This window comes from Muricoccus radiodurans (genome assembly GCF_050154705.1).
Lineage (GTDB): Bacteria > Pseudomonadota > Alphaproteobacteria > Acetobacterales > Acetobacteraceae > Roseomonas > Roseomonas radiodurans.
In genome coordinates this window covers 1,358,345-1,380,170 of record NZ_CP189561.1, presented here as the reverse complement: position 1 = coordinate 1,380,170, position 21,826 = coordinate 1,358,345, and the positions used below count along the sequence as shown (strand labels likewise).

At 72.6% G+C, this 21,826-nt stretch carries 20 protein-coding genes and 1 pseudogene; 15 read left to right on the top strand and 6 right to left on the bottom strand.

Annotation, left to right across the window (positions count from 1 at the left end):
- Positions 1–60 precede the first annotated feature (60 nt).
- Genes glmM through ACP6CK_RS06795 form a run of 3 tightly spaced genes read left to right on the top strand, consistent with a single transcriptional unit; the run spans position 61 to position 3,154 of the window.
- The gene (glmM, locus tag ACP6CK_RS06805; protein WP_426958124.1) at positions 61–1,467 is read left to right on the top strand and encodes a phosphoglucosamine mutase; all 1,407 of its coding nucleotides are present in this window, start codon (positions 61–63) and stop codon (positions 1,465–1,467) included.
- A complete protein-coding gene (thiD, locus tag ACP6CK_RS06800; RefSeq protein ID WP_426958123.1) occupies positions 1,464–2,267 on the top strand; it encodes a bifunctional hydroxymethylpyrimidine kinase/phosphomethylpyrimidine kinase in 804 nt (267 codons plus the stop codon). Before glmM ends, thiD begins: the two co-directional genes overlap by 4 nt.
- A complete protein-coding gene (locus tag ACP6CK_RS06795) occupies positions 2,264–3,154 on the top strand; it encodes a PhzF family phenazine biosynthesis protein (RefSeq protein WP_426958122.1) in 891 nt (296 codons plus the stop codon). Before thiD ends, ACP6CK_RS06795 begins: the two co-directional genes overlap by 4 nt.
- 4 nt (positions 3,155–3,158) lie before the next feature.
- Here the strand turns inward: ACP6CK_RS06795 and ACP6CK_RS06790 are convergent, their stop codons facing one another.
- Positions 3,159–4,193, bottom strand: a complete 1,035-nt coding sequence (locus tag ACP6CK_RS06790; RefSeq protein WP_426958121.1) for an AI-2E family transporter — start codon at positions 4,191–4,193, stop codon at positions 3,159–3,161.
- Positions 4,194–4,244: 51 nt separating this feature from the next.
- Positions 4,245–5,225 (bottom strand): Bug family tripartite tricarboxylate transporter substrate binding protein, encoded by a 981-nt coding sequence (locus ACP6CK_RS06785; RefSeq protein ID WP_426958120.1) that lies wholly within the window; start codon positions 5,223–5,225, stop codon positions 4,245–4,247.
- Between the two features lie 99 nt (positions 5,226–5,324).
- On the opposite strand from ACP6CK_RS06785, the gene ACP6CK_RS06780 reads away from it, so the two are divergent.
- A complete protein-coding gene (locus ACP6CK_RS06780; protein ID WP_426958119.1) occupies positions 5,325–6,506 on the top strand; it encodes a phosphoserine transaminase in 1,182 nt (393 codons plus the stop codon).
- Positions 6,507–6,541: 35 nt separating this feature from the next.
- The gene (gene serA / locus ACP6CK_RS06775) at positions 6,542–8,191 is read left to right on the top strand and encodes a phosphoglycerate dehydrogenase (RefSeq protein WP_426958118.1); all 1,650 of its coding nucleotides are present in this window, start codon (positions 6,542–6,544) and stop codon (positions 8,189–8,191) included.
- Between the two features lie 66 nt (positions 8,192–8,257).
- On the opposite strand, the gene ACP6CK_RS06770 is transcribed toward serA, so the two are convergent.
- The gene (locus ACP6CK_RS06770; RefSeq protein WP_426958117.1) at positions 8,258–8,596 is read right to left on the bottom strand and encodes a hypothetical protein; all 339 of its coding nucleotides are present in this window, start codon (positions 8,594–8,596) and stop codon (positions 8,258–8,260) included.
- Positions 8,597–8,718: 122 nt separating this feature from the next.
- Between ACP6CK_RS06770 and ACP6CK_RS06765 the strand changes: the two genes are divergently transcribed.
- The 3 genes and pseudogenes from ACP6CK_RS06765 to ACP6CK_RS06755 form a co-directional block, all read left to right on the top strand.
- On the top strand, positions 8,719–9,651 hold the full coding sequence (locus ACP6CK_RS06765; RefSeq protein ID WP_426958116.1) for a LysR family transcriptional regulator: 933 nt from the start codon (positions 8,719–8,721) through the stop codon (positions 9,649–9,651).
- 45 nt (positions 9,652–9,696) lie between these two features.
- Entirely contained in the window at positions 9,697–11,148 is a 1,452-nt protein-coding gene (locus ACP6CK_RS06760; protein WP_426959887.1) for an MFS transporter, read from the top strand.
- Positions 11,099–11,506: pseudogene (locus ACP6CK_RS06755) on the top strand (VOC family protein); the annotation flags it as partial. The gene ACP6CK_RS06760 and the pseudogene ACP6CK_RS06755, both read left to right, overlap by 50 nt.
- Positions 11,507–11,689: 183 nt before the next feature.
- Here ACP6CK_RS06755 and ACP6CK_RS06750 read toward each other — a convergent pair.
- A complete protein-coding gene (locus ACP6CK_RS06750) occupies positions 11,690–13,762 on the bottom strand; it encodes a tetratricopeptide repeat protein (protein ID WP_426958115.1) in 2,073 nt (690 codons plus the stop codon).
- An 89-nt stretch (positions 13,763–13,851) separates the two neighbouring features.
- Complete coding sequence (locus ACP6CK_RS06745; RefSeq protein WP_426958114.1) at positions 13,852–14,391, bottom strand: hypothetical protein; 540 nt, start codon at positions 14,389–14,391, stop codon at positions 13,852–13,854.
- A gap of 141 nt (positions 14,392–14,532) precedes the next feature.
- On the opposite strand from ACP6CK_RS06745, the gene ACP6CK_RS06740 reads away from it, so the two are divergent.
- From ACP6CK_RS06740 to ACP6CK_RS06710, 7 genes are all read left to right on the top strand, one after another.
- The gene (locus tag ACP6CK_RS06740; RefSeq protein ID WP_426958113.1) at positions 14,533–16,098 is read left to right on the top strand and encodes a cryptochrome/photolyase family protein; all 1,566 of its coding nucleotides are present in this window, start codon (positions 14,533–14,535) and stop codon (positions 16,096–16,098) included.
- A 55-nt stretch (positions 16,099–16,153) separates the two neighbouring features.
- Entirely contained in the window at positions 16,154–16,399 is a 246-nt protein-coding gene (locus tag ACP6CK_RS06735) for a hypothetical protein (protein ID WP_426958112.1), read from the top strand.
- A gap of 180 nt (positions 16,400–16,579) precedes the next feature.
- On the top strand, positions 16,580–17,281 hold the full coding sequence (locus tag ACP6CK_RS06730) for a hypothetical protein (RefSeq protein ID WP_426958111.1): 702 nt from the start codon (positions 16,580–16,582) through the stop codon (positions 17,279–17,281).
- A 327-nt stretch (positions 17,282–17,608) separates the two neighbouring features.
- Positions 17,609–18,751 carry an ATP phosphoribosyltransferase regulatory subunit gene (locus ACP6CK_RS06725; protein WP_426958110.1) on the top strand — a complete coding sequence of 381 codons (1,143 nt, stop codon included), beginning with the start codon at positions 17,609–17,611 and terminating at the stop codon, positions 18,749–18,751.
- A 3-nt stretch (positions 18,752–18,754) separates the two neighbouring features.
- Entirely contained in the window at positions 18,755–20,044 is a 1,290-nt protein-coding gene (locus ACP6CK_RS06720) for an adenylosuccinate synthase (protein WP_426958109.1), read from the top strand.
- A gap of 160 nt (positions 20,045–20,204) precedes the next feature.
- Complete coding sequence (locus tag ACP6CK_RS06715; RefSeq protein WP_426958108.1) at positions 20,205–20,858, top strand: hypothetical protein; 654 nt, start codon at positions 20,205–20,207, stop codon at positions 20,856–20,858.
- A 206-nt stretch (positions 20,859–21,064) separates the two neighbouring features.
- Positions 21,065–21,238 (top strand): hypothetical protein, encoded by a 174-nt coding sequence (locus ACP6CK_RS06710; RefSeq protein ID WP_426958107.1) that lies wholly within the window; start codon positions 21,065–21,067, stop codon positions 21,236–21,238.
- A 19-nt stretch (positions 21,239–21,257) separates the two neighbouring features.
- Here ACP6CK_RS06710 and ACP6CK_RS06705 read toward each other — a convergent pair whose 3' ends face one another.
- Positions 21,258–21,779 carry a VOC family protein gene (locus ACP6CK_RS06705; RefSeq protein WP_426958106.1) on the bottom strand — a complete coding sequence of 174 codons (522 nt, stop codon included), beginning with the start codon at positions 21,777–21,779 and terminating at the stop codon, positions 21,258–21,260.
- Positions 21,780–21,826 lie beyond the last annotated feature (47 nt).

Sequence of the window (21,826 nt, the reverse complement as noted above, 5' to 3'; positions counted from 1 at the left end):
GCCCGGGCGCAAGTCCGGGCACCGATGGACGGCGGGAACGCCGGGGGCTACGGATCGGTCATGCCGTCCGCCGCCTCCCCCGCCCGCCGTCTCTTCGGAACCGACGGCATCCGCGGCGTCGCGAATCGCACGCCGATGGATGCCGCCACCGCGCTTCGCCTGGGACAGGCGGCCGGTCGCTTCTTCAACCGCGGCCAGCACCGCCACCGCGTCGTCATCGGCAAGGACACGCGCCTGTCGGGCTACATGCTGGAGCCCGCGCTGACCGCCGGGTTCGTCGGCGCCGGCATGGACGCCGTGCTCGTCGGCCCGCTTCCCACCCCCGCCATCGCCCTGCTCACCCGCTCCCTCCGCGCCGACCTCGGCGTGATGATCAGCGCCTCCCACAACCCGTTTGAGGACAACGGGATCAAGCTCTTCGGCCCCGACGGGCTGAAGCTGTCAGACGCGCAGGAAGCCGAGATCGAGGCGATGATGGAGGGGGACCTCGCCTCCACCCTGGCCGCCCCCGCCCGCCTCGGCCGCGCCTCCCGCCTGGACGATGCCGCCGGCCGCTACATCGAAGCGGTGAAGGCCAGCTTTCCCCGCGGCCTGAGCCTGGAGGGGCTGCGCATCGTCGCCGATTGCGCGAACGGTGCCGCCTACAAGGTCGCCCCCACCGTCCTCTGGGAACTCGGCGCCGAGGTCGTGTCGATCGGCGTCGCCCCCGACGGGTTCAACATCAACAAGGGCTGCGGCAGCACCGCCCCCGGGCAGCTGGCCGGCATCGTGCGGGAGCGCCGCGCCGACCTGGGCATCGCGCTCGACGGCGACGCGGACCGCGTGGTGCTGGTGGACGAGGCCGGCACCGTCGTGGATGGCGACCAGATCCTTGCCCTCGTCGGCGCCTCCTGGGCCGCCTCGGGCCGTCTGCGCGGCGGCGCCGTCGCCGCCACCGTGATGTCCAACCTCGGGCTGGAACGCTACCTCGGCAGCCTCGGGCTGGGCCTGATCCGCACGAAGGTCGGCGACCGCTACGTGGGGGAGGCGATGCGCGAGCGCGGCCTGAACCTCGGCGGCGAGCAGTCCGGCCATCTCATCCTCTCCGACCACGGCACGACCGGGGACGGGCTCGTCGCCGCCCTCCAGGTCCTGGCCGTGCTGGTGGAGGAGCGCCGGCCTGCCAGCGCCGTGCTCCGCCGCTTCGAGCCGCTGCCGCAGAAGCTCGTGAACCTCCGCCACGCCGGCGGCGATCCGCTCTCCGACCCGCGCGTCACGGAGGCGGTGAAGGCCGCCGAGGCCGAACTCGGCGCGCGCGGCCGCGTCCTCATCCGCGCCAGCGGCACCGAGCCGCTGATCCGCGTCATGGTCGAGGCTGAGGACGAGGCGACGGTCGAGACGATGACCGAGCGCCTCTCGGACGCCATCGGCGCCGCGCTGAACGCGCCCCGCGCGGTCCGCCGCGCCGAGAAGGAGACCGCGGAGTGAAGGGCCGCGTCCTCATCGTCGCGGGATCGGATTCGGGGGGCGGCGCCGGCATCCAGGCGGACATCAAGTCCGTCACTGCCATGGGCGCCTATGCTGCCACCGCCATCACCGCCCTGACCGCCCAGGACACGGAGGGCGTGCGCGCCGTCCACCCGGTCCCGCTCGACTTCCTCCGCCTGCAGATCCGCATGTCCCTGGACGACATCGGCACGGACGCGATCAAGACCGGCATGCTCGCCGACAGCGCGACGATTGACACGGTCTGCAACGCGCTGGAGGGCTGCACGGCCCCGCTCGTCGCCGATCCCGTGATGGTGGCCAAGGGCGGCGCCCGCCTGCTCGCGCCGGACGCGATCGAGACGATGACGCGCCGCCTTCTCCCCCTGGCCGCCGTCCTCACGCCCAACATCCCGGAGGCCGAGGCCCTTTCCGGCCTGCACATCCCCGACCTCGACGGGATGCGCCGCGCCGCCGCCACGCTGCTGCGGAAGGGCGCCCGCGCCGTCTTGGTGAAGGGCGGCCATATGGAGGGCGCCACCCTTCACGATGTCCTCGCGACCGCCGAGGGCACGGAGGTCTTCGACAGCCCGCGAATCGAGACGCGCCACACCCACGGCACCGGCTGCACCCTCGCCTCCGCGATCGCCGCAGGCCTGGCGCAGGGCATGACGCTGCGCGACGCGGTGCTCCGCGCCCGCGCTTACGTCGCCGCCGCCATCCGCAACGCCCCCGGTTACGGCAAGGGCCACGGCCCCCTGGACCACGCCGTCACGCTGGACCCGTCGAGGCTCCCGACATGACCCGCGCCTATCCCTTCGTCACCGTGGACGTCTTCACGGACCGCCGCTTCGGTGGGAACCCGCTCGCCGTGTTCCCGGACGCGCAGGGCCTGACCGACGCCCAGATGCAGTCCCTCGCCACCGAGTTCAATCTCAGCGAGACGACCTTCGTTCTCCCGCCCTCCGACCCTGCCAACACCGCGCGCGTCCGCATTTTCAACCGCGTCGCCGAGATGCCCTTCGCCGGCCACCCGAATGTCGGCACGGGCTGGGTGCTCGCCCAGGCCGGCCGCGCCCCCGCCGGCACGCTGCGATTCGAGGAGATCGCGGGCCTCGTCGAGGTGCAGGTCGAGGCCGATGGCACCACCACCATCGCCGCCCCGCAGCCCCTCTCCCTCGGCCCGCAACTGGCGCCCGAGGCGGTCGCGGCCTGCGCCGGCCTCGCCTCGCAGGACATCCTGACGGCCGCCCACCAGCCGGTGATGGCCTCGGTCGGCAACTCCTTCGTCATCGCCGAGGTCACGCCGGACGCGCTGACCCGCGCCGCGCCGGATATCGGCCGCTTCCGGACGGCCCTGTCCGGGAACCCGACTCTCGCGTCGGCGCTCGGCCCGAACCGCCTGCCGCTCTACCTCTACGCCCGGGACGGCGGCGCCGTGCGTGCCCGCATGTTCTCGCCCCTCTCCGGCACGGTCGAGGACCCCGCGACCGGCAGCGCCGCCACGCCGCTCGCGGCGCTCCTCCTCTCCCTGACGGACGCGGCCGAGGCCCGCACCGACATCACCCAGGGCGTGGAGATGGGCCGCCCCAGCCTTCTCCGCACCACCGCCCGCCGCACCCCGGACGGCATCCGCGCCACGGTCGGCGGTGGCTGCGTCCCCGTCCTGCGCGGCGAAGCCCTGGTCTGACGGATCAGGACAGGGAGGGGGGCGGGACGCCGCCCTCAGGCTCCCGTTCCACCCAGCCCTCGACATAGGCGACCCGCACGGCGGCCACGACCGCCGCGGCCACGGGCGCCGCGAGCAGGATGCCGAGCACCCCGAGCGTCGTCCCGAATAGCGCCTGCGCGCCCAGCAGTACGGCCGCCGGCACGTCGGACGCCTCCTGCTGCACCAGCGGCGTGAGGACGTAGCCCTCCACGTTCTGCACCAGCAGGAACAGCCCGATCACCCAGACCAGCAGCGACGGGTCGTGGGAGAGCGTGATCAGCCCCGCCGGCACCATTCCGATGAAGGGTCCGAGATAGGGGATGAAGCCGAAGATCGCCGTCAGCACCGCCAGCAGCCCCGCTAGCGGAATGCCGAGTGCCCAGAGCCCGAGGAAGGTCAGCGTCCCCGAGACCACCATCGCGAAGAGCTGCCCGATGAGCCAGCCGCGCAACACATGCCCCATGGCCTCCAGCGTCCGCTCCCCGCAGGGCCGCAGGCTGGGCGCGAGGAGGGAGAGCGCCCCGCGGCGATAGGGCCCGGGATCGGTCGCCATGAAGATCGCCAGCAGCAGGATGAGGACGATGTTCGCCATCGCCCCGAGCGAGGTGGTCAGCCCCGCCCGCGCCACCCCGACCAGCCGCTCGGGGGAGGGCGGCGTCGCGGCCGGCTCCAGGATGCGGTCCAGCCATTCCGGCCCGGGCAGGTCGCGCAGCAGCGCGTTCAGCCGCTCCCACGCGCGGGGAAGGTCGCGCCCGGCCTGACGCGCCTGCTCCAGCAGGTTCTCCCCGACGCCCAGCCAGACACCGAGGCCGATCGACACGAAGAGCAGCAGCACGATGAGCAGCACCGCCCATCCCTCGCCGATGCCGAAGTAGCGGGCCATCGGCACCGCGCCCGCGCGCAACGCCACCGCCCCCAGCACCCCGGCGAAGAGGATGAGCGTGACATCCGGCCAGCGCCAAGCCAGCACCAACAGCCCGGCGAGGAGGATCAGGGCCGTGATGGGGGCGTGTCGCATCGGGGCGGCAACGGAAGGAGCCGCCCCGGGTTGCGCTCCCGCGCGGCCGGATCACTCCGCCCGGATGTTCCCCGCCCGCACCACCGCCGCGAAGCGGTCGGACTCCGTCCGCAGGAAGCTCCCGAAGCGCTCGCCCGTCAGGTCGGAGGCCGTGACGCCCAGCCCCTCGAAGCGCTGCAGCACCGCCGGCTCCTTCACGATCTCCTGGCACTCCCGCGCCAGCCGCGACAGGATCGCCGGATCGCTCCGCGTGTGTCCGAACAGCCCCTGCCACACGATCATCTCCGCGGCGGCGAAGGCAGGGTTGGACGGGAGGGTCGGCACATCCGGGATCGCCCGGTCCCGCTCTCGCGACGACACGCCGAGGATCTTGATCTGCCGGTCCCGGTACATCGGCGCGAGCGAGGGCGTCGGCAGGATTGCGAGATCGATCCGCCCGGCCGCGAGGTCCGACAGGATGTTCGCCCCCACGCGATAGGGCACGTGCTCCAGCGACAGCCCCGTCGCCTGCTTGATCATCTCCCCCAGCACGTGCAGCGACGTCCCGATGCCGGAGGTGGCGTAGGTCACGTCCCGCTGCGTCCGCCCCCAGCTCAGCAACTCGTCCAGAGAGTTCGCCGGCAGGTCCGGCCGTGCCCCGATGGCCAGCGGCTGCGTCGCCAGCAGGGCAATCGGCGCGAAGTCCGTCAGCGCGTACTTCGCCGTGTTCGGCGAGACGAGCGGCGCCACCATCACGTTGCTCTCGACGCCCAGCAGGATCGTGTAACCGTCGGGCGCCGCCCGCAGGAACCGGTCCGTCCCGATCACCCCGCCCGCGCCCGGGGCGTTCTCTACCACCACCTGCTGCCCCAGTCGGGTGGACAGCGCCCCCGCGACCACGCGGGCTACCCCGTCCACGTTCCCGCCCGCGCCATAAGGCACGACCATGGTGATCGGCCGCGCTGGCCAGGCCTGCGCCCAGGCCCCGCCGGCGGCGAGAAGGGCAGGGGAGGCGAGGGCGGCGCCCATCAGCCCGCGGCGGCTGGTGCTCACGATGTTGTCTCCTTGAATCGAAGCTGCACGGACGGTAGGCAAGCGGTGGGCCACGCCCCCCCACCGGGGCGCATTCGCTTCTGGAAGGGAGCACCTACCATGACGGCACCTGCCGCAAAGCCGGAACTGCGTCCGGCGAATCCCCAATTCTCCTCCGGCCCCTGCGCGAAGCGCCCCGGCTGGTCCCTGTCCGCTCTGGAGGGCGCGCTGCTCGGCCGCTCCCACCGCGCGAAGGAGCCGAAGGCCCGCCTTGCCGAGGTGATCACGCGCTCCAAGGCCGTCCTGGGCATGCCCGCCGACTGGCGCCTGGGCATCGTCCCGGCCTCCGATACCGGCGCGGTGGAGATGGCCCTCTGGTCCCTCCTCGGCCCGCGCGGCGTGGACGTGCTGGTCTGGGAGTCCTTCTCCAAGGAATGGGCGACCGACATCGCGAAGCAGCTGAAGCTGGCCGACGTCCGCACCCTCGAGGCCCCCTATGGCCGCCTGCCCGACCTCGCCCAGGCAGCCCCCGACCGCGACCTCGTCTTCGTCTGGAATGGCACGACCTCCGGCGTGCGCCTGCCGAATGCCGACTGGATCGCCGCGGACCGGGAAGGCTTGGCCATCTGCGATGCCACCAGCGCCGCTTTCGCCATGGACCTGCCCTGGGACAAGCTCGATGTGGTGACCTGGTCCTGGCAGAAGGTGTTGGGCGGCGAGGCCGCGCACGGCATGCTCGCCCTCTCCCCCCGCGCCGTCGCCCGGCTGGAATCCTTCAACCCCGACCGTCCGCTCCCGAAGATCTTCCGCCTGACCAAGGGCGGGAAGCTGATCGAGGGCATCTTTGCCGGCGAGACGATCAACACCCCCTCCATGCTCTGCGTGGAGGACGCGCTGGACGGCCTCCGCTGGGCCGAATCCATCGGCGGCCTGCGCGCCCTGATCGGCCGGTCCGAGGCCAATGTCGGCGCCATCGCCCACTGGGTGGAGCGCACGGACTGGGTGGACTTCCTGGCGAAGGACGCGGCCACCCGCTCCTGCACCTCGATCTGCCTGAAGATCGTGGCCCCCTGGTTCACCGCGCTGGACGCCGCCGGCCAGGCCGCCGCCGCCAAGTCCCTCGCCTCCATGCTGGAGAAGGAAGGCGTCGCCCTCGACGCCGGCGCCTACCGCGACGCGCCGCCCGGCCTGCGCATCTGGGGCGGCGCCACGGTGGAGACCGCCGACATCAGGGCGCTCCTTCCCTGGCTCGACTGGGCCTTCGCCCAGGTGGCCGCCAACCAGCAGAAGGCGGCGGCGTGATGGGACCCGATCGTGGAGCGGCGGAGTCGCGGAACGTGAATCGGGGGCCGGTTGCCGCGCCGGACGGCGCCAACCTCGTGGGGACACGCGCGCCGCGCGTCCTCATCGCCGACAAGCTCTCCCCCGCCGCCGTCCAGGTCTTCAAGGACCGCGGCCTGGACGTGGACCTGAAGCCCGGCCTCACGCCGGCGGAACAGCGCGCCATCATCGGCGAGTATGACGGCCTCGCCATCCGCAGCGCCACGAAGGTGACGCGGGAGATGTTGGACGCCGCCCCGCGCCTGCGCGTCGTGGGGCGCGCCGGCATCGGCGTGGACAACGTGGACGTCACCTCTGCCACGCAGCGCGGCGTGGTGGTGATGAACACGCCCTTCGGCAACGCCATCACCACGGCCGAGCACGCCATCGCCATGATGTTCGCGCTCGCCCGCCAGATCCCGGAGGCCAGCGCCAGCACCAAGGCCGGGAAGTGGGAGAAGAACCGCTTCATGGGCGTGGAGCTGACGGGCAAGACGCTCGGCCTGATCGGCGCCGGCAACATCGGCTCCATCGTCGCCGACCGCGCCAACGGCCTGCGAATGAAGGTGATCGCCTATGACCCCTTCCTCTCGGACAAGCGCGCCATGGAGATCGGCGCGGAGAAGGTTGAACTCGAGGAGGTGCTGACCCGCGCCGATTTCATCACGCTGCATGCCCCGCTGACCGACCGCACGCGCAACATCCTGTCGCGTGAGGCGATCGGCCGCATGAAGAAGGGCGCCCGCCTCATCAACTGCGCCCGCGGTGGGCTGGTGGACGAGGCCGCGCTCTACGACGCGCTGAAGTCTGGCCACCTCGCCGGCGCCGCGCTGGACGTCTTCGAGACGGAGCCCGCCACGGACTCCCCCCTCTTTACCCTCGACAACGTTGTCTGCACCCCGCATCTCGGCGCCGCCACGGCCGAGGCGCAGGAGAACGTCGCTTTGCAGGTCGCGGACCAGATGGCCGACTTCCTCCTGACCGGCGCCGTGACCAACGCGATCAACATGCCGAGCGTGACGGCTGAGGAGGCTCCGCGACTCCGCCCTTACATGGAGCTCGCCCGGCTCCTAGGCACGATGGCCGGACAACTCACCGCCGTCCGCATGCCCGGCGAGACCGGCGCCATCCGCTCCATCCGCGTGGAGTATGAGGGTGCCGCGGCCGAGCTGAACCGCCGTCCCGTGACCGCGGCGATGCTGGCCGGCGTGCTCGGCCCCCTGATGGGCTCGGTGAACATGGTCAATGCCCCGGTGATCGCGCGCGAGCGCGGCATCGAGGTGGCGGAAACGGTTCACGAGCGCAGCGGCGACCACAGCACCCTGCTCCGCGTCGTGGTCGAGACGGGCAGCTTCACCCGCACCCTTGCCGGCACGCTGCTCAGCGACCGCCCCCGTCTCGTCGAAGTGAAGGGCATTCCCATCGACGCGGAATTCGCGCCGAACATGCTCTACGTCACGAACGAGGACCGTCCGGGCTTCGTCGGCCGCTTCGGCACCGTCCTGGCGGAAGCGAGCATCAACATCGCGACCTTCCACATGGGCCGCTCCGCCGCGGGCGGGGAGGCGGTGTGCCTCGTCGCCATCGACACCGCCCTGCCGGACCCGGTCATGGCCGCCGTGCGCGCCATCCCGCTGGTGCGGCAGGCCACGCCGCTGGCCTTCTGACGCGGAAACGGCCCGGGGGTCTCACCCCGGGCCGCTCCATCCTGATCGCCCGAAGGCGTCAGCGCGTCAGAGAACGCCGCCCTGGCCCGCGTTCTGCGCGAGGGTCGGGTTGCCGGTGAAGGTGTTCACCACAGGGTTCGCGCCTTCACCTTGGTTCGCCTCGAAAGCGGGGGCGGCCGGGATCGGGGCCCGGGACAGCTGCGTCCGCGACGTCCCGACGAAGTCGGCGCCCTCGCCGCCATCGGTCTCGAAGGCCGGGGCCGCGCTCACGGCGCCCGCGGCGCCATAGGCGTAGCGCGCGCCCGTCGGAACGCCCGCGCCGTCGCCCGCCGCCATCGCCAGGGTCGGCAGCGCCGCCACGGCGGCGGCCATCAGGGCGGTGCGGAAGCTCGTACGGATGGACATGGTCTCATCTCTCTCAGTCACTGCGGCCGGGAAATACCGTCCGCGTTGACCCCCAGATGGACCTTCCCATCTATCTTCGGAACTGCTGAAATTTCGATCGTAACCATCAGCGGAGAAGATGGATGCTCGACCCCCTGACCCTCGACCAGCTCCGCGTCCTCGTGACCGTGGCGGAGACCGGCTCCTTCTCGGCCGCCGCCCGGCGGCTCCAGCGCGTCCAGTCCGCCGTCAGCCAGTCCGTCCAGGCGCTGGAGACGACGCTCCGCCTGCCCCTCTTCGACCGCACCACCCGAACCCCGCGCCCCACCGAGGCCGGCCGGATGATGATCGAGGATGCGCGCCGCGTCCTTGCCAGCGCCGAGGCCCTCCGCGACCGTGCCAAGGCGATCGTCGGCGGTCTGGAGCCGGAGCTGACCATTGCCGTGGACCACTTTCTCCCCCGAGGTCCCGGCAAGCAGGTCCTGCGCGAACTCAGCAAAACCTATCCCGACGTCTCCGTGAACCTCCTCACCGAGACCGCGAGCGCCGTGGAGCGCCATCTTCGCGACGGCATCGCCGACATCGCGATCTTCCCCTTCGAGATGGCCCGCGAGGCCGACTACGACGCCGAGTTCCTCGTGGATATCGAGATGGTTCCGGTGGTCGCGTCCGACCATCCCCTCGCGCGCCAGCGCGGCCCGCTCTCCCGTGAAGACCTGGCGCCGCACACCCAGCTCGTCCTCACCGACGGCAATACGGGCAGCTACTGGTCGCGCGGCATCCTCGGACGCAAGCTCTGGCGCTTCGCCGACCTGAACACCCGCCTGAACTTCCTGCTGGAGGGCTTCGGCTGGTGCTTCATGCCGGTGGACCTCATCCGGCAGCCCGTGACCGAGGGGAAGCTGAAGCGCCTGAACATCGCCCGCCAGGGCAGCTTCCACCTCGCGTTGCACGTCGTGCATCGCCGGGGACAGCAGCCCGGCATCGCCGCGCGCTGGGTGATCGACCACCTCCGCGCCGCTCTCTCGGCCTGCATGGCGGAGGGTTGCCCCGCCCTGGAACCTTCCGCCGCCTGAACGCTTCTCCCGGTCAGGAATGACCGGGACGAGCCAGGGGGGATGATGTCGCAGACGGCCACTTTCGAGACCCAGATTCCCAACCGGCTGGACCGTCTGCCCTGGGGCCGCTTCCACTGGCTCGTCGTCGTGGCCCTCGGCGTGACCTGGATCCTGGACGGGCTCGAGGTGACCCTCGTCGGCTCCCTCGCCGGCGCCATCCATCAGAGCCCCGCGCTTCGCCTGACCGAGACCCAGGTCGGCCTCACCGCCTCCGCCTACCTCATCGGTGCGGTGGGCGGTGCGCTCTTCTTCGGCTGGCTTACCGACCGGCTCGGCCGGAAGAAGCTCTTCACCCTCACGGTTCTCGTCTACCTGGTCGCCACCATCGCGACCGGCCTCTCCTGGGATTTCTGGAGCTTCGCCTTCTTCCGCTTCCTGACGGGGGCCGGCATCGGCGGGGAATACGCCGCGGTGAACTCCGCCATCCAGGAACTCATCCCGGCCCGCCGCCGCGGCACGACCGACCTTGCCGTGAACGGCACCTTCTGGGCCGGCGCCGGCATGGGCGCGGGCGCCTCCATCTTCCTGCTCAACCCGGCGGTCATCGACCCCGAACTCGGCTGGCGCCTCGCTTTCGGGATCGGCGGCGCGCTCTCCCTCTCTGTCCTCCTCCTCCGGCGCTGGATCCCGGAGAGCCCGCGCTGGCTCATGACCCACGGCCGCAAGGAGGAAGCGGAGAAGATCGTCGGCGACATCGAGGCCTGGGTGGCCCGCGACCGCGGCCCCCTCCCGCCCGTGGAAGGCGCACCGATCCGCCTCAACCCGCGCTCCCACACCACGCTCGGAGAGGTCGCCAGCACACTCTTCCGGACCTATCCCCGCCGCGCGGTGCTCGGGGTCGTGCTCATGGCCTGCCAGGCCTTTTGCTACAACGCCGTCTTCTTCACCTACGCCCTCGTCCTCACCCGCTTCTACGGGATCGAGGCCGCGCATATCGGCTGGTTCATGCTGCCCTTCGCGCTGGGCAACCTCGCCGGCCCGCTCCTCCTCGGCCCGCTCTTCGACAGCATCGGCCGGAAGCCGATGATCACGCTGACCTATGCGCTCGCCGGCCTCCTGATGGCACTCACCGGCTGGGCCTTCGCGGCCGGCCTTCTCTCCGCTTGGCAGCAGACCCTCGCCTGGACGGTGATCTTCTTCTTTGCCTCCGCCGCCGCGAGCGCGGCCTACCTCACGGTCGGCGAGAGCTTCCCCCTGGAGATGCGCGCCATGGGCATCGCGCTCTTCTACGCCATCGGCACCGGCGTCGGCGGCGTCGTCGGCCCCGCCCTCTTCGGATGGCTCATCCAGGGCGGGGACCGCACGCACATCATGTGGGGCTACCTTCTCGGCGCCGCGCTCATGCTCCTCGCGGCCTTCACCGAATGGACCCTCGGCTTCGCCGCCGAACGCCGCTCCCTGGAGGATGTCGCGCGCCCCTTGTCCCATGCGGGGGAGGACAGCACGCTCCGATAGGGGAGGACCTGGGATGCCGGTCTGCGAGATCAGCACCTGCCTGTGGTACGGCAAGGACGCCGAGACCGCCGTTCGCCGCTACGTCTCGCTCGTGCCCGGCTCGGCGATGGGCCGGATCACCCGCTCCCCGGCCGACTACCCCGGCGGCAAGGAAGGGGACGTTCTCACCGTGGAGTTCACCCTCGCCGGCGTTCCCTTCTTCGCCCTCAACGGCGGTGACAAGGCCGAATACACCCAGGCCATGTCCTTGGCCGCCACCTGCGAGGACTAGGCGACCCTCGACCGCATCTGGGACGGGCTGCTGGAGGGTGGCGGCGAGCCGATCCAGTGCGGCTGGCTGAAGGACCCCTGGGGCGTCCAGTGGCAGGTCTCGCCGAAGGCGCTGAACGAGATGATCGCCGCCCCCGACCGCGCGGCGGCCCGCCGCACGATGGAGGCGATGATGGAGATGGTGAAGCTCGACATCGCGGCCCTGGAAGCCGCGTTCCGCGGCGACTAGCCCCGCTCGGCCGAGACGGGCGGCGGTCGTGCCGCGGACGCGTTACGCCGCCAACCGCGCCCCTGCCGGCATCGCCGCCGCCACGCGCGCGATCACGTCGCCCCACGCCTCCCCGCGCGCCTGCCGGAACAGCCGCATGGACGGGTACCAGGGGCTGTCCTCCCGATCGAGCAGCCAGCGCCAGTCGGGCAGGGGCGGGACCAGCATCCAGGTCGGCCGCCCCAGCGCCCCGGCGAGATGCGCCACGCTCGTGTCCACGCAGACGATCAGGTCCAGGCAGGACAACGCCGCCGCCGTCTCGGAGAAGTCCCGCAGACGCGGCCGCAGGTCGGTGATGCCGGATCCATCGAGCATCCAGTCCGCATCCGCCGCCCGGACGTCGGTCTGCACGAGGAAAGCCGCCACATCGCGCCCCAGCAGCGGCGCGAAGGACGACAGCGGGATGGAACGGTGCCGATCCCCCACATGGTCCGGATTCCCCGAGCAGACGATGCCCAGCCGCAGCCGCCCACGCGGCAGGACCCGGCCCCAGGCGGCGATCCGCCCGGAATCCGCCGTGAGATACGGGGCCGCACCGGGGACCGTCTCCACCGTCGTCCCCAGCACCAGCGGAAGGCTCATCATCGGGCACTGCGCGTCATGCGCCGGCACCGGATCACCCTGTCCGATCACCGCGGCGATGCCAGGCATCCCGCGCAGCAGCGGCAGCAGGGGCCGCTGCACCTCCATCACCACGCGGCAGCCGCGCGCCGCGGCCAGGGGCGCGTAGCGCGCCATCTGGATCGTGTCGCCCAACCCCTGCTCCGCGTGCAGCAGCAGCGTCCCGCCGCGCAGGTCCTCCCCGCGCCAGCACCGCGCCTCGGTGTGGCGCCGCACCAGCCGCGCGCGCCTCGTCCAGCGCGCCTCATAGGCCGGCAGCCCCGCCGCGAAATCCCCGAGCGCCAGCAGCGACAGCGACTCGTTCCACCGCGCCTCCGCGAAGCCCGGATCGAGCTCCTGCGCCGCCCGGAAGGCCGCGATCGCCTCCGCGTGCCGCCCCATCCCGCGCAGCGCGTTGCCGCGGTTGTACGGGATGTTGGGGTTCCGCCCATGCGTCCCCGCCGCGCGGTCGAGGCAGACCAGCGCCTCCTCGAACCGCCCCAGCTCCGTCAGGGCATTGGCCCGCGCGTTCCACGCCTCCCCGGACCGCGCGTCGCGCTCCAGGCTCGCCCCCGCCGCCTCCGCCGCCTCCTCGTGCCGACCGAGATGCCCGAGCGCCACCGCCCGGTTCTGGTGCGCGCCCGCCCAGCCCGGCGCCGCGCGCACCGCCGCCTCGGCGGCGCCCAGCGCGTCCTCGTGGCGGCCGAGGTCGGACAGTGCCGCCGCCCGCGCCGCGAGCGTCTCGGCCGAGCCGGGCGCCTTCCTCAGCGCCCGGTCATGGCTGTCCAGCGCCAGCCCGGGCTGCCCGAGAAGGCGCAGCAACTGCCCCCGCACGTTCAGCATCCCCGGATGCTCGGGGGACAGCGCCAGCGCCACCTCCACATCCACCAGCGCCTCGCGCTCCCGGCCGAGATCGGCCAGCGCCACGCCGCGATTGAGATGCGCCGCCGCGAAGGTCGGCCGCCGCGCGATCGCCCGGTCGTAGCAGGGCAAAGCCTCCTCCGCCCGCCCGAGCGCCCGCAGCGCATTGCCCCGGCTGTTATGCGCTTCCGCCACGTCGGCGCCGGCCGCGATGACGCCGTCCAGCGCCGACAGCGCCTCCGCGGGCCGCCCGAGCGCCTGGAGCGCGTTCGCCCGCCCGACCCCGGCCTCGGCCATCCCGGGGTCCAGCGCCAGCGCCCGCCCAAAGGCGTCCAGCGCGGCGACCGCATCGCCCAGGTCCACCAGCACGTTGCCGAGCGTCGTCCAGGCGTGAGCGTGTTCCGGCGCGATCGCCACGGCTCGGCGGAGAAGCGGCAACGCCCCCTCCAGCCGGCCTGCGCCCGCGCGCAGCAGTCCGAGCAGGTGCATCGCGCCCGCATGGCGCGGTGCCGCGCGCAGGATGGCGCGGTAGATCGTCTCCGCCGCATCGGTGTTCCCGCCCCGATGCAGGGCCACCGCCTGGCCCATCCGCGCGGCGATCTTCTCCGGCCCCATGGCGCGACCTCTTCCCGTGTCGTGCCATCGTCCCGCGATGCGATGAAAGACGGCTTAAGGAACGCCGCCTTCCGAAATGCGGCGGCGCGCTACCCCCGCTCCCCGCCTCGTGGACCGTTCGCCTCGTTCGCCAGGGCCTGCGCCGCCTCCTCGACCCGCGGCAGCCGGGTCACCGACCCCAGCCGCGCGAGCGTCGCCGCGCCGCCCGGGAACCCCGGCGCGTCGAGCGCCGCCTCGGCCGCGCGGCGGTCGCCCCGCGCCAGGGCATCCGCCGCGCTGCCCAATGCCGCGATCGCCACGCGCGGCGGCACGCCGGGGGCGATCCCCAGCGCCTGCCGCACCTCCCGCCGCGCGATCTGGACCACCGGCTGCAGGGTCGCGTCCCGCGGCGTGGACCACAGCGGATCCGTCTCCAGCGCGTTCGCGAACCACTCAATCTCCGCCGCCGCCCAGGCCGCGCGAGCCGGGTTGCCCGCCACCGCCCCCGGCCGCCCATAGGCGAAGGGCGCGTCCTGCGCCGCCGCGCGCAGCGGGTCGCCAAGGCCGATCTCGCTGAGCACCGACACCCGCCCGCCGCAGGCGGACAGCAGAAGGGAGAAGCCGAGGGAAACGATAATCCGTGTGCGCATTCCCTCAGAACGCACCGATCCCAGCCGCGTTGGCAACCTTTCCGCCGCGCGGTTCGGCCCCATCTCCCGGGCGAGCGTAAGAAGGCGGGGCAGGGTGGAACGGAGAGGGACAGCCCGACGCGTCTGCCAAACCGCCGCGCGATGAGGCACCAAACCGGCGCCCTTCGCGTCATCCTCGGCGACCAGCTCACCCCCAGCGTCGCCGCGCTGCGCGACCTGGATCCCGCCCGCGACACTGTGCTGCTGGCTGAGGTCGAGGCGGAGTGCACCTATGTCCGCCACCACAAGCAGAAGATCGTCCTCGTCCTCTCCGCCATGCGCCACTTCTCCGCGGCGCTCGCGGCGAGGGGCGTGCGCGTGCGCCACATCCGCCTGGACGATCCCGACAACACCGGCACCCTCGCCGGAGAGGTGGCCCGCGCCGCGCGGGATCTGCGCCCGTCCCGCATCGTCGCGACCGAGCCGGGCGAGTGGCGCGTGCTGCAGGACATGCGCGGCTGGGAAGAGCTCTGCGCCATCCCCGTCGAGATCCGGGAGGATGACCGCTTCCTCTGCTCCATCCCGCGCTTCCGCGCCTGGGCCGCCGGCGAACGCGTCCTCCGCATGGAGTTCTTCTACCGCGAGATGCGGAAGGCCCACGGCGTGCTCCTCGAGCCCGACGGCACGCCCCTCGGCGGCGCCTGGAACTTCGACCGCGAGAACCGCGCCCCCTTCCGCGGCCGCCCGCTGACCCCCGCCCGCCCGATCTTCCCGCCGGACGAGACCACGCGCGACGTCATCGCCCTCGTCGGGCAGCGCTTCCCCGATCATTTCGGCACGCTCGACGCGTTCGCCTGGCCCGTCACCGCGGAAGAGGCCCGGCTCGCGCTGACCGATTTCCTCGTCTCCCGCCTGCCGGAGTTCGGCGCCCACCAGGACCAGATGTCGGCCGACGAGCCCTTCCTCCACCACGCTCTCGTCTCAACCAGCCTCAACCTCGGCCTGCTGACGCCGATCGAGGTCGTGCGCGCGGCGGAATCCGCCTACGCCACCGGTCGCGTCCCGCTGGCGGCCGCGGAGGGCTTCATCCGCCAGATCCTTGGCTGGCGCGAATACGTCCGCGGCATCTACTGGCTCCGCATGCCCGCATTCGCGGAGACGAACGCGCTCGACGCGCAACGCCCGCTCCCCGCCTTCTTCTGGACCGCCCGCACGCGGATGAACTGCGTCCGCCACGTTGTCGAGCAGGTGCGCGACCACGCCTACGGCCATCACATCCAGCGGCTCATGGTGACCGGCAACCTCGCGCTCCTGGCCGGCCTCGCGCCCGCCGGCGTGCATGACTGGTACATGACGGTCTTCGCGGACGCCTACGAGTGGGTGGAACTGCCCAACGTCCACGGCATGGCCCTGCACGCCGATGGCGGGACGATGGCCTCGAAGCCCTACGCCGCCTCCGGCGCCTATGTCGCGCGGATGAGCGACTACTGCCGCAGCTGCCCCTACGACGTGCGCGACGCGGCGGGCGAGGGGGCCTGTCCTCTCAACGCGCTCTACTGGGACTTCCTTGCGCGCCACCGCGACCGCTTCGCCGCCAACCCGCGCATGGCCGGCCCGATCCGCAGCCTCGACCGCATGGCGCCGCCGCACCTCGCCGCCATCCGGACCCGGGCCGCGCGGCTGCTCGCCAGCCTCGACCGCGCCGGTGATCCACCCGCTTCGGCCTGACCACAACCGCGGCCCGGCACCGTGCGTTCACTCTCCTTCGTGCGGGAGATCTCACATGCGCGCCGCACTCGCCACGGCCACGATGCTCCTCCTCGCCGCGAGCGGCGCGGCGGCGCAGACCGCGAGCCCTCCGGCCGCCACCGTCCCGGCGGAGATCCCGCCCAGCGGCGTCATCCGCCCGCCGCCGGTCGCGGCGCCGATGCCGCAGGCCGACGTGCCGGACGCGACGCCGGGCACGACGCCCGTGATCCGCCCGCCCCCGCCCACGGCGGCGCCACCACCGCAGCCCCCGTCGCCCTAGGCCGCGCGCCCGCTCTCCGGCAGGTCCCCCACGATTGAACCGCCCCGCGGGGCCGTCCCACCTCTTCACGGACCATGCCGACCCCTGACCCGCTCATCCTCCGCCCGGACCACTGGTACGGCTGGCAGACCCTTCCCTCCCGCCGGCCCGCTACAACCTCCACCCCTGCTCCCCGCCCTGGTGACGGAGGTCCGACCCCTCCGCACCGGCCGCGGCGTCCTTCGCCTGGCCCTCATCGAGGCGCTGCAACCCAGCGGCCCGCGCCGCCACATCCAACACCTGACGATCGTCCACCACGCGCCGGACCACCTCGTCGGGACCTTCAACGACGTTTACAGCGCGCCCAGCACCGCCCTGATCACCGCGATCTCCGAGCGCTGGCTGCAGGAGTTCCGCCCGGACTGGTGGCAGCGCTTCCCTGCCCACGCCTTCGCGGCGGAAGACCCCGCCGTGCTGACTGACCCGCAGCGCTACCTCCACGCCGCCTTCGCCGACCCGGCCTGCTGGACCGGCCGCGTCAAGGCGGCCGACTTCGGCCCGCCCGGCCGCCCGATGCAGGCCGCGATCACCCTGCCGATGGACCGGCTCTTCACCCCGCTCGAAGCCAACCTCCTCCGCGCGGGCTTCTTGCCCGAGGTGATGGAGGACCGCTGGTTCGCCTACATGCTCGACGACCGCCTGCACCTCCGCCGCTCCTGGACCGGCGAGCTCATCTATGTGGTGGAGCTGGTCGCGGAGGGGCGCGCGCTCCGCGCCCGCAGCGTCGCGGTCAATGCCGACAACAAGGCGTATCACATGGCTCCCGAGGCCGAGGAACGCGACCGCCTGAACCGCCTCATCAGCGGATTGCTGCTCTGCCGCTGGCCCTCGGCCGACGCCTGAAGCGACGCCGCGGCCGCACGGCAGGACCATTCCGCTTGACCCGCGCCCCGGCATTGACTATGAATAAATTCATATATTCCCGAAGTTGTGCCCGCCAAGGCCCTTCTCGCTTCAGCATCGGAGCGGGGTAAGGAAGTAAGGATGTAAGGGAGCAAGGCCACAAGCTTCGGAAAGCCTGATTGAACGGGCCCTGTGGCCCCATTCACCGATCCGACCACTGGTAGGGAAGTCAGGAGCGCGCCGGACGCCGTCCTGCGCCGTCCACGCCCGCCCCTTGCGGCGCCCGGCCCCCGCTGGCATCCACCGCCCGAAAAACCCGCGCGGACGATGACCGACGACCTTCCCAACCCGGCGCTGCTGCCCGCCGGCCTCTCCGACCTGCTGCCGCCCGAGGCCGCCCGGGAGGCCGCGCTGGTCGAGGCGATGATGGAGGTCTTCGCCACCCACGGCTACGAGCGCGTGAAGCCGCCCCTGCTGGAGTTCGAGGACGCGCTTCTCACCGGCTCCGGCGCCGCCCTCGCCGACCAGACCTTCCGCCTGATGGACCCGGTGTCCCAGCGCATGATGGGCCTGCGCGCCGACACCACGCCCCAGGTTGCCCGCATCGCCGCGACGCGGCTGCGCGACGTGCCCCGCCCTCTGCGCCTCTCCTACGCCGGCCAGGTCCTGCGCGTCCGCGGCACCCAGCTCGCGCCGGAACGGCAGCTTCCCCAGCTCGGCATCGAGATCATCGGCGCCAGCAGCGCCGAGGCCGACGCGGAGGCCGCCACCCTCGGCGTCGAGGCCCTGGCCGCCTGCGGCATCGCCGACGTCGCCCTGGACGTGACGCTCCCCGCCATGTCCCCCGCCCTGCTGGACGGCGCCGGCCTGCAGGGCGCCGCCCGCAACGCCCTCGCCCGTGCCCTGGACCGCAAGGACGCTGCTGAGGTCACCCGCCTCTCCGAGGAAGCCGGCCCCCCCGCCAACTTCCTCCCCGGCCTCCTCGCCGCCGCCGGCCCCGCCGACGGCGCCCTGGCCGCCCTGCAAGCGGCCAACCTGCCCTCGGCCGCCCGCGCCATCGCCGACAACGCCGCCGAGGTCATCGCCGCCATCCGCCGGCGCGCCCCGGCCCTGCGAATCACGCTCGATCCGGTGGAGTTCCGTGGCCTGCGCTATCACACCGGCGTCGCCTTCACGCTCTATGGTCCCGGCCGCACCGGCGAGCTCGGCCGCGGCGGCCGCTACATCAGCGGGGACGAACCGGCGACCGGCCTCTCCCTCTATCCCGACGCGGCCCTGCGCGCCGCGCCGCGCCCCGCCGCGGCGGAGCGTGTCTTCCTGCCGCACGGCAGCGATGCCGCGGCCGCGGCCGCGCTCCGGCGCCAGGGCAAGGTGACCGTCGCCGCTCTCTCGCCCACCGACACCGCGCGCGGCCTGCGCTGCACGCACGAACTCCGCGATGGCGTGGCCGTCGCGCTCGAAGGGAACTGACCCATGGCCAATGTCGCCATCATCGGCGCCCAGTGGGGCGACGAGGGCAAGGGCAAGGTGGTGGACTGGCTCGCCAGCCGCGCCGACATCGTCGTGCGCTTCCAGGGCGGCCACAACGCCGGTCATACCCTCGTCGTCGGCAACCAGACCTACAAGCTCTCGCTGCTGCCCTCCGGCGTCGTGCGCGGAAAGCTCGGCGTGATCGGCAACGGCGTCGTGCTCGATCCCAACGCGCTGCTGGAGGAGATCGCGCGCGTGAAGACGCAGGGCCTGGAGGTCGGCCCGCACAACCTTCGCATCGCCGAGAACGTGCCGCTCATCCTTCCCGTCCACCCCGCCATCGACAAGGCCCGGGAGGCGGCGCGCGGCAAGTCCGCCATCGGCACCACCGGCCGCGGCATCGGCCCGGCCTATGAGGACAAGGTGGCGCGCCGCGCCATCCGCCTCTGCGACCTCGCCGAGCCCGAGACCCTCTCGCACAAGCTCGATGAGCTGCTGTTGCACCACAACACGCTGCTGCGCGGCCTCGGCGCGGAAACCTTCGAGAAGGCGACTCTCCTCGACGGCCTTCTCGCCCTGGCGCCGAAGCTGCTGCCCTTCGCGGAGGCCGTGTGGGAGCGCCTCGACACCGCCCGCCAGGAAGGCCGCCGCGTGCTGTTCGAGGGCGCGCAGGCCGTCATGCTGGACGTGGACCACGGCACCTATCCCTACGTCACCTCGTCCAACACCGTCGCCGGCAATGCTGCCGCGGGCGCGGGCGTCAGCCCGCACGCGATCGGCACGATCCTCGGCATCGCCAAGGCCTACACCACGCGTGTCGGCGCCGGCCCCTTCCCGACGGAGCTCTTCGACGACACGGGCAAGCTGCTGGGACAGCGGGGCCACGAGTTCGGCACCGTCACGGGCCGCCCGCGCCGCTGCGGCTGGTTCGACGCCTGCCTCGTGCGCCAGGCCGTGAAGGTCGGCGGCGTCGGCGGCCTCGTGCTGACCAAGCTTGACGTGCTGGACGGACTGCCCGAGCTGAAGATCTGCACCGGCTACTCCATCCACGGCGAGACCTTCCGCCGCCTGCCCGCCGCCGCCGCCGCCCAGGCCGCGGCGACGCCCATCTACGAGACGATGGAGGGCTGGTCCGGCAGCACCCGCGGCGCCCGGTCCTGGGCCGAGCTGCCGGCCCAGGCGATCAAGTACGTCCGCCGGATCGAGGAGCTGGTCGAGGCGCCCGTCACCCTCCTCTCCACCAGCCCGGAGCGGGACGACACGATCACGGTGTCCGACCCCTTCGCGGGCTAGCGGACCGCGGCCCGATCGGGTCGCGGGTCGCGGGGCTGGCCGCCCCGGTCGCGCCGCCCGTCTCGTCTGTCGCGTTGACGGCTTTGTAAGGCCCGCACGGTCTGGCGGCCCGGGGCGCGCCCGGCCATGCTGGCCGGGCCTTCGCAACGGAGACACCCCCATGTTCGCCCCCACCCTACGCCGGGCCGTCCTGGCGCTGGCCCTCGTCGCTGCCGGCTTCGCCGGCGCGGGTCCCGCCGCCGCCCAGGGCAACCCGAGCTTCTCCCTCGTCAACCGCTCCGGCCAGACGATCATGGAGATCTACGCCTCCTCCGTGAGCGTGAACTCCTGGGGCCAGGACCTGCTCGGCGCCAACGTGCTGCCGAACGGCCAGTCCTTTCAGGTCAACCTGCCGCCGAACCAGTGCCAGAACGACATTCGCGTCGTCTACCAGGACCGCCGGTCCGAGGAGCGCCGCGGGGTCAACACCTGCCAGTTGACCGAGGTGGTGTTCGGCAACCAGCAGCAGCAGGCGACGCCGGCACCGGGCGGCAAGGGCGGCGGCGCGGCCCCGGCCGCGACGGGCAACCCGTCCTTCAACCTCGTGAACCGCACGAACAAGACGATCCAGGTGCTGCGCGCCTCCCCGTCGTCCGATCAGAACTGGGGCGAGGATCGCCTCGGCACGGCCGTCGTGCCGCCCGGCGGCACCTTCCAGATCCGCCTGCCCGCCGGCGAGTGCACCTACGACGTGCGCATCGAGTACGCCGACAACACCGCCGAGGAGCGGCGGGGAATCGACCTCTGCTCGATCTCCACGCTCACCGTCCCCTGAGCTGACACCGCCCGGCGCGTCGAAAGGCGCGCAGGAGAGGCGCCCTGCTCCCGGTGACGGGGGCAGGGCGTTTCCGTTCCGGCCAGTCCCGGTTGCGGGCCGCCCCTAGTCCAGCGGCACCTGCGCGATCTGCGCTGCCGTGGCCTCGTTGACCGAGGGCATGGTCTGGGCCTTCCGCGATCCGCCAGCAGGTCGCGTTCCGGGAGATGCTGCTGTCCGACGGCGTGCGCCAGCAAGGGCTGTCCCGTGTCGAGGCGCCGCGGATACAGGCACAGATCGACACCATGGCCGGGGCGTTCCACCTGAACGCCACGAAGCCAAGCGTCGCGGCCGCCTACACCGCCGAATTCCTCCTGCCCGCGGCCGCGCGGATGCTATGACGCGCCGGGAGGCGAGGGATCAGTCCTCCGCCTCGGCCAGCAGCGCCGGCAGGTCGAGGCGGCGGGTGAACATCGCGATGTTCCCCTCCGCGTCGCGCGGCCAGTCCGCGCGCGGCCGGTCCCGATAGAGCTCGACGCCGTTGCCGTCGGGGTCGCGCAGGTAGATCGCCTCCGACACGCCGTGGTCCGAGGCGCCTTCGAGCGAGATGCCGGCCTCCAGCACGGTCTTGACCGCGCGGGCCAGCGTTGCGCGATCCGGGTAGAGCAGCGCGACATGGTAGAGGCCGGTGGTGCCCGGCGCAGGCGGCTCTCCGCCGAGGCTGTCCCAGGTGTTGAGCGCGATGTGGTGATGGTAGCCGCCCGCCGAGAGGAAGGCCGCCCCGTTCCGGCGTGCCATCACCTCCAGCCCGAGCACGTCGCGCCAGAAGCCCAGCGCCCGGTCGAGTTCGGCGACCTTCAGGTGGACGTGGCCCACCGTGAGCCCGGCCGGCGCGGCGGCGCGGGCGGGTTGTGGGCGGGGCAGGGGGGCGTCGTCGGGCATGGTCGGGGTCTCCACCCCTCGATCTGCGCCTTGCGGGGTCGTGATTC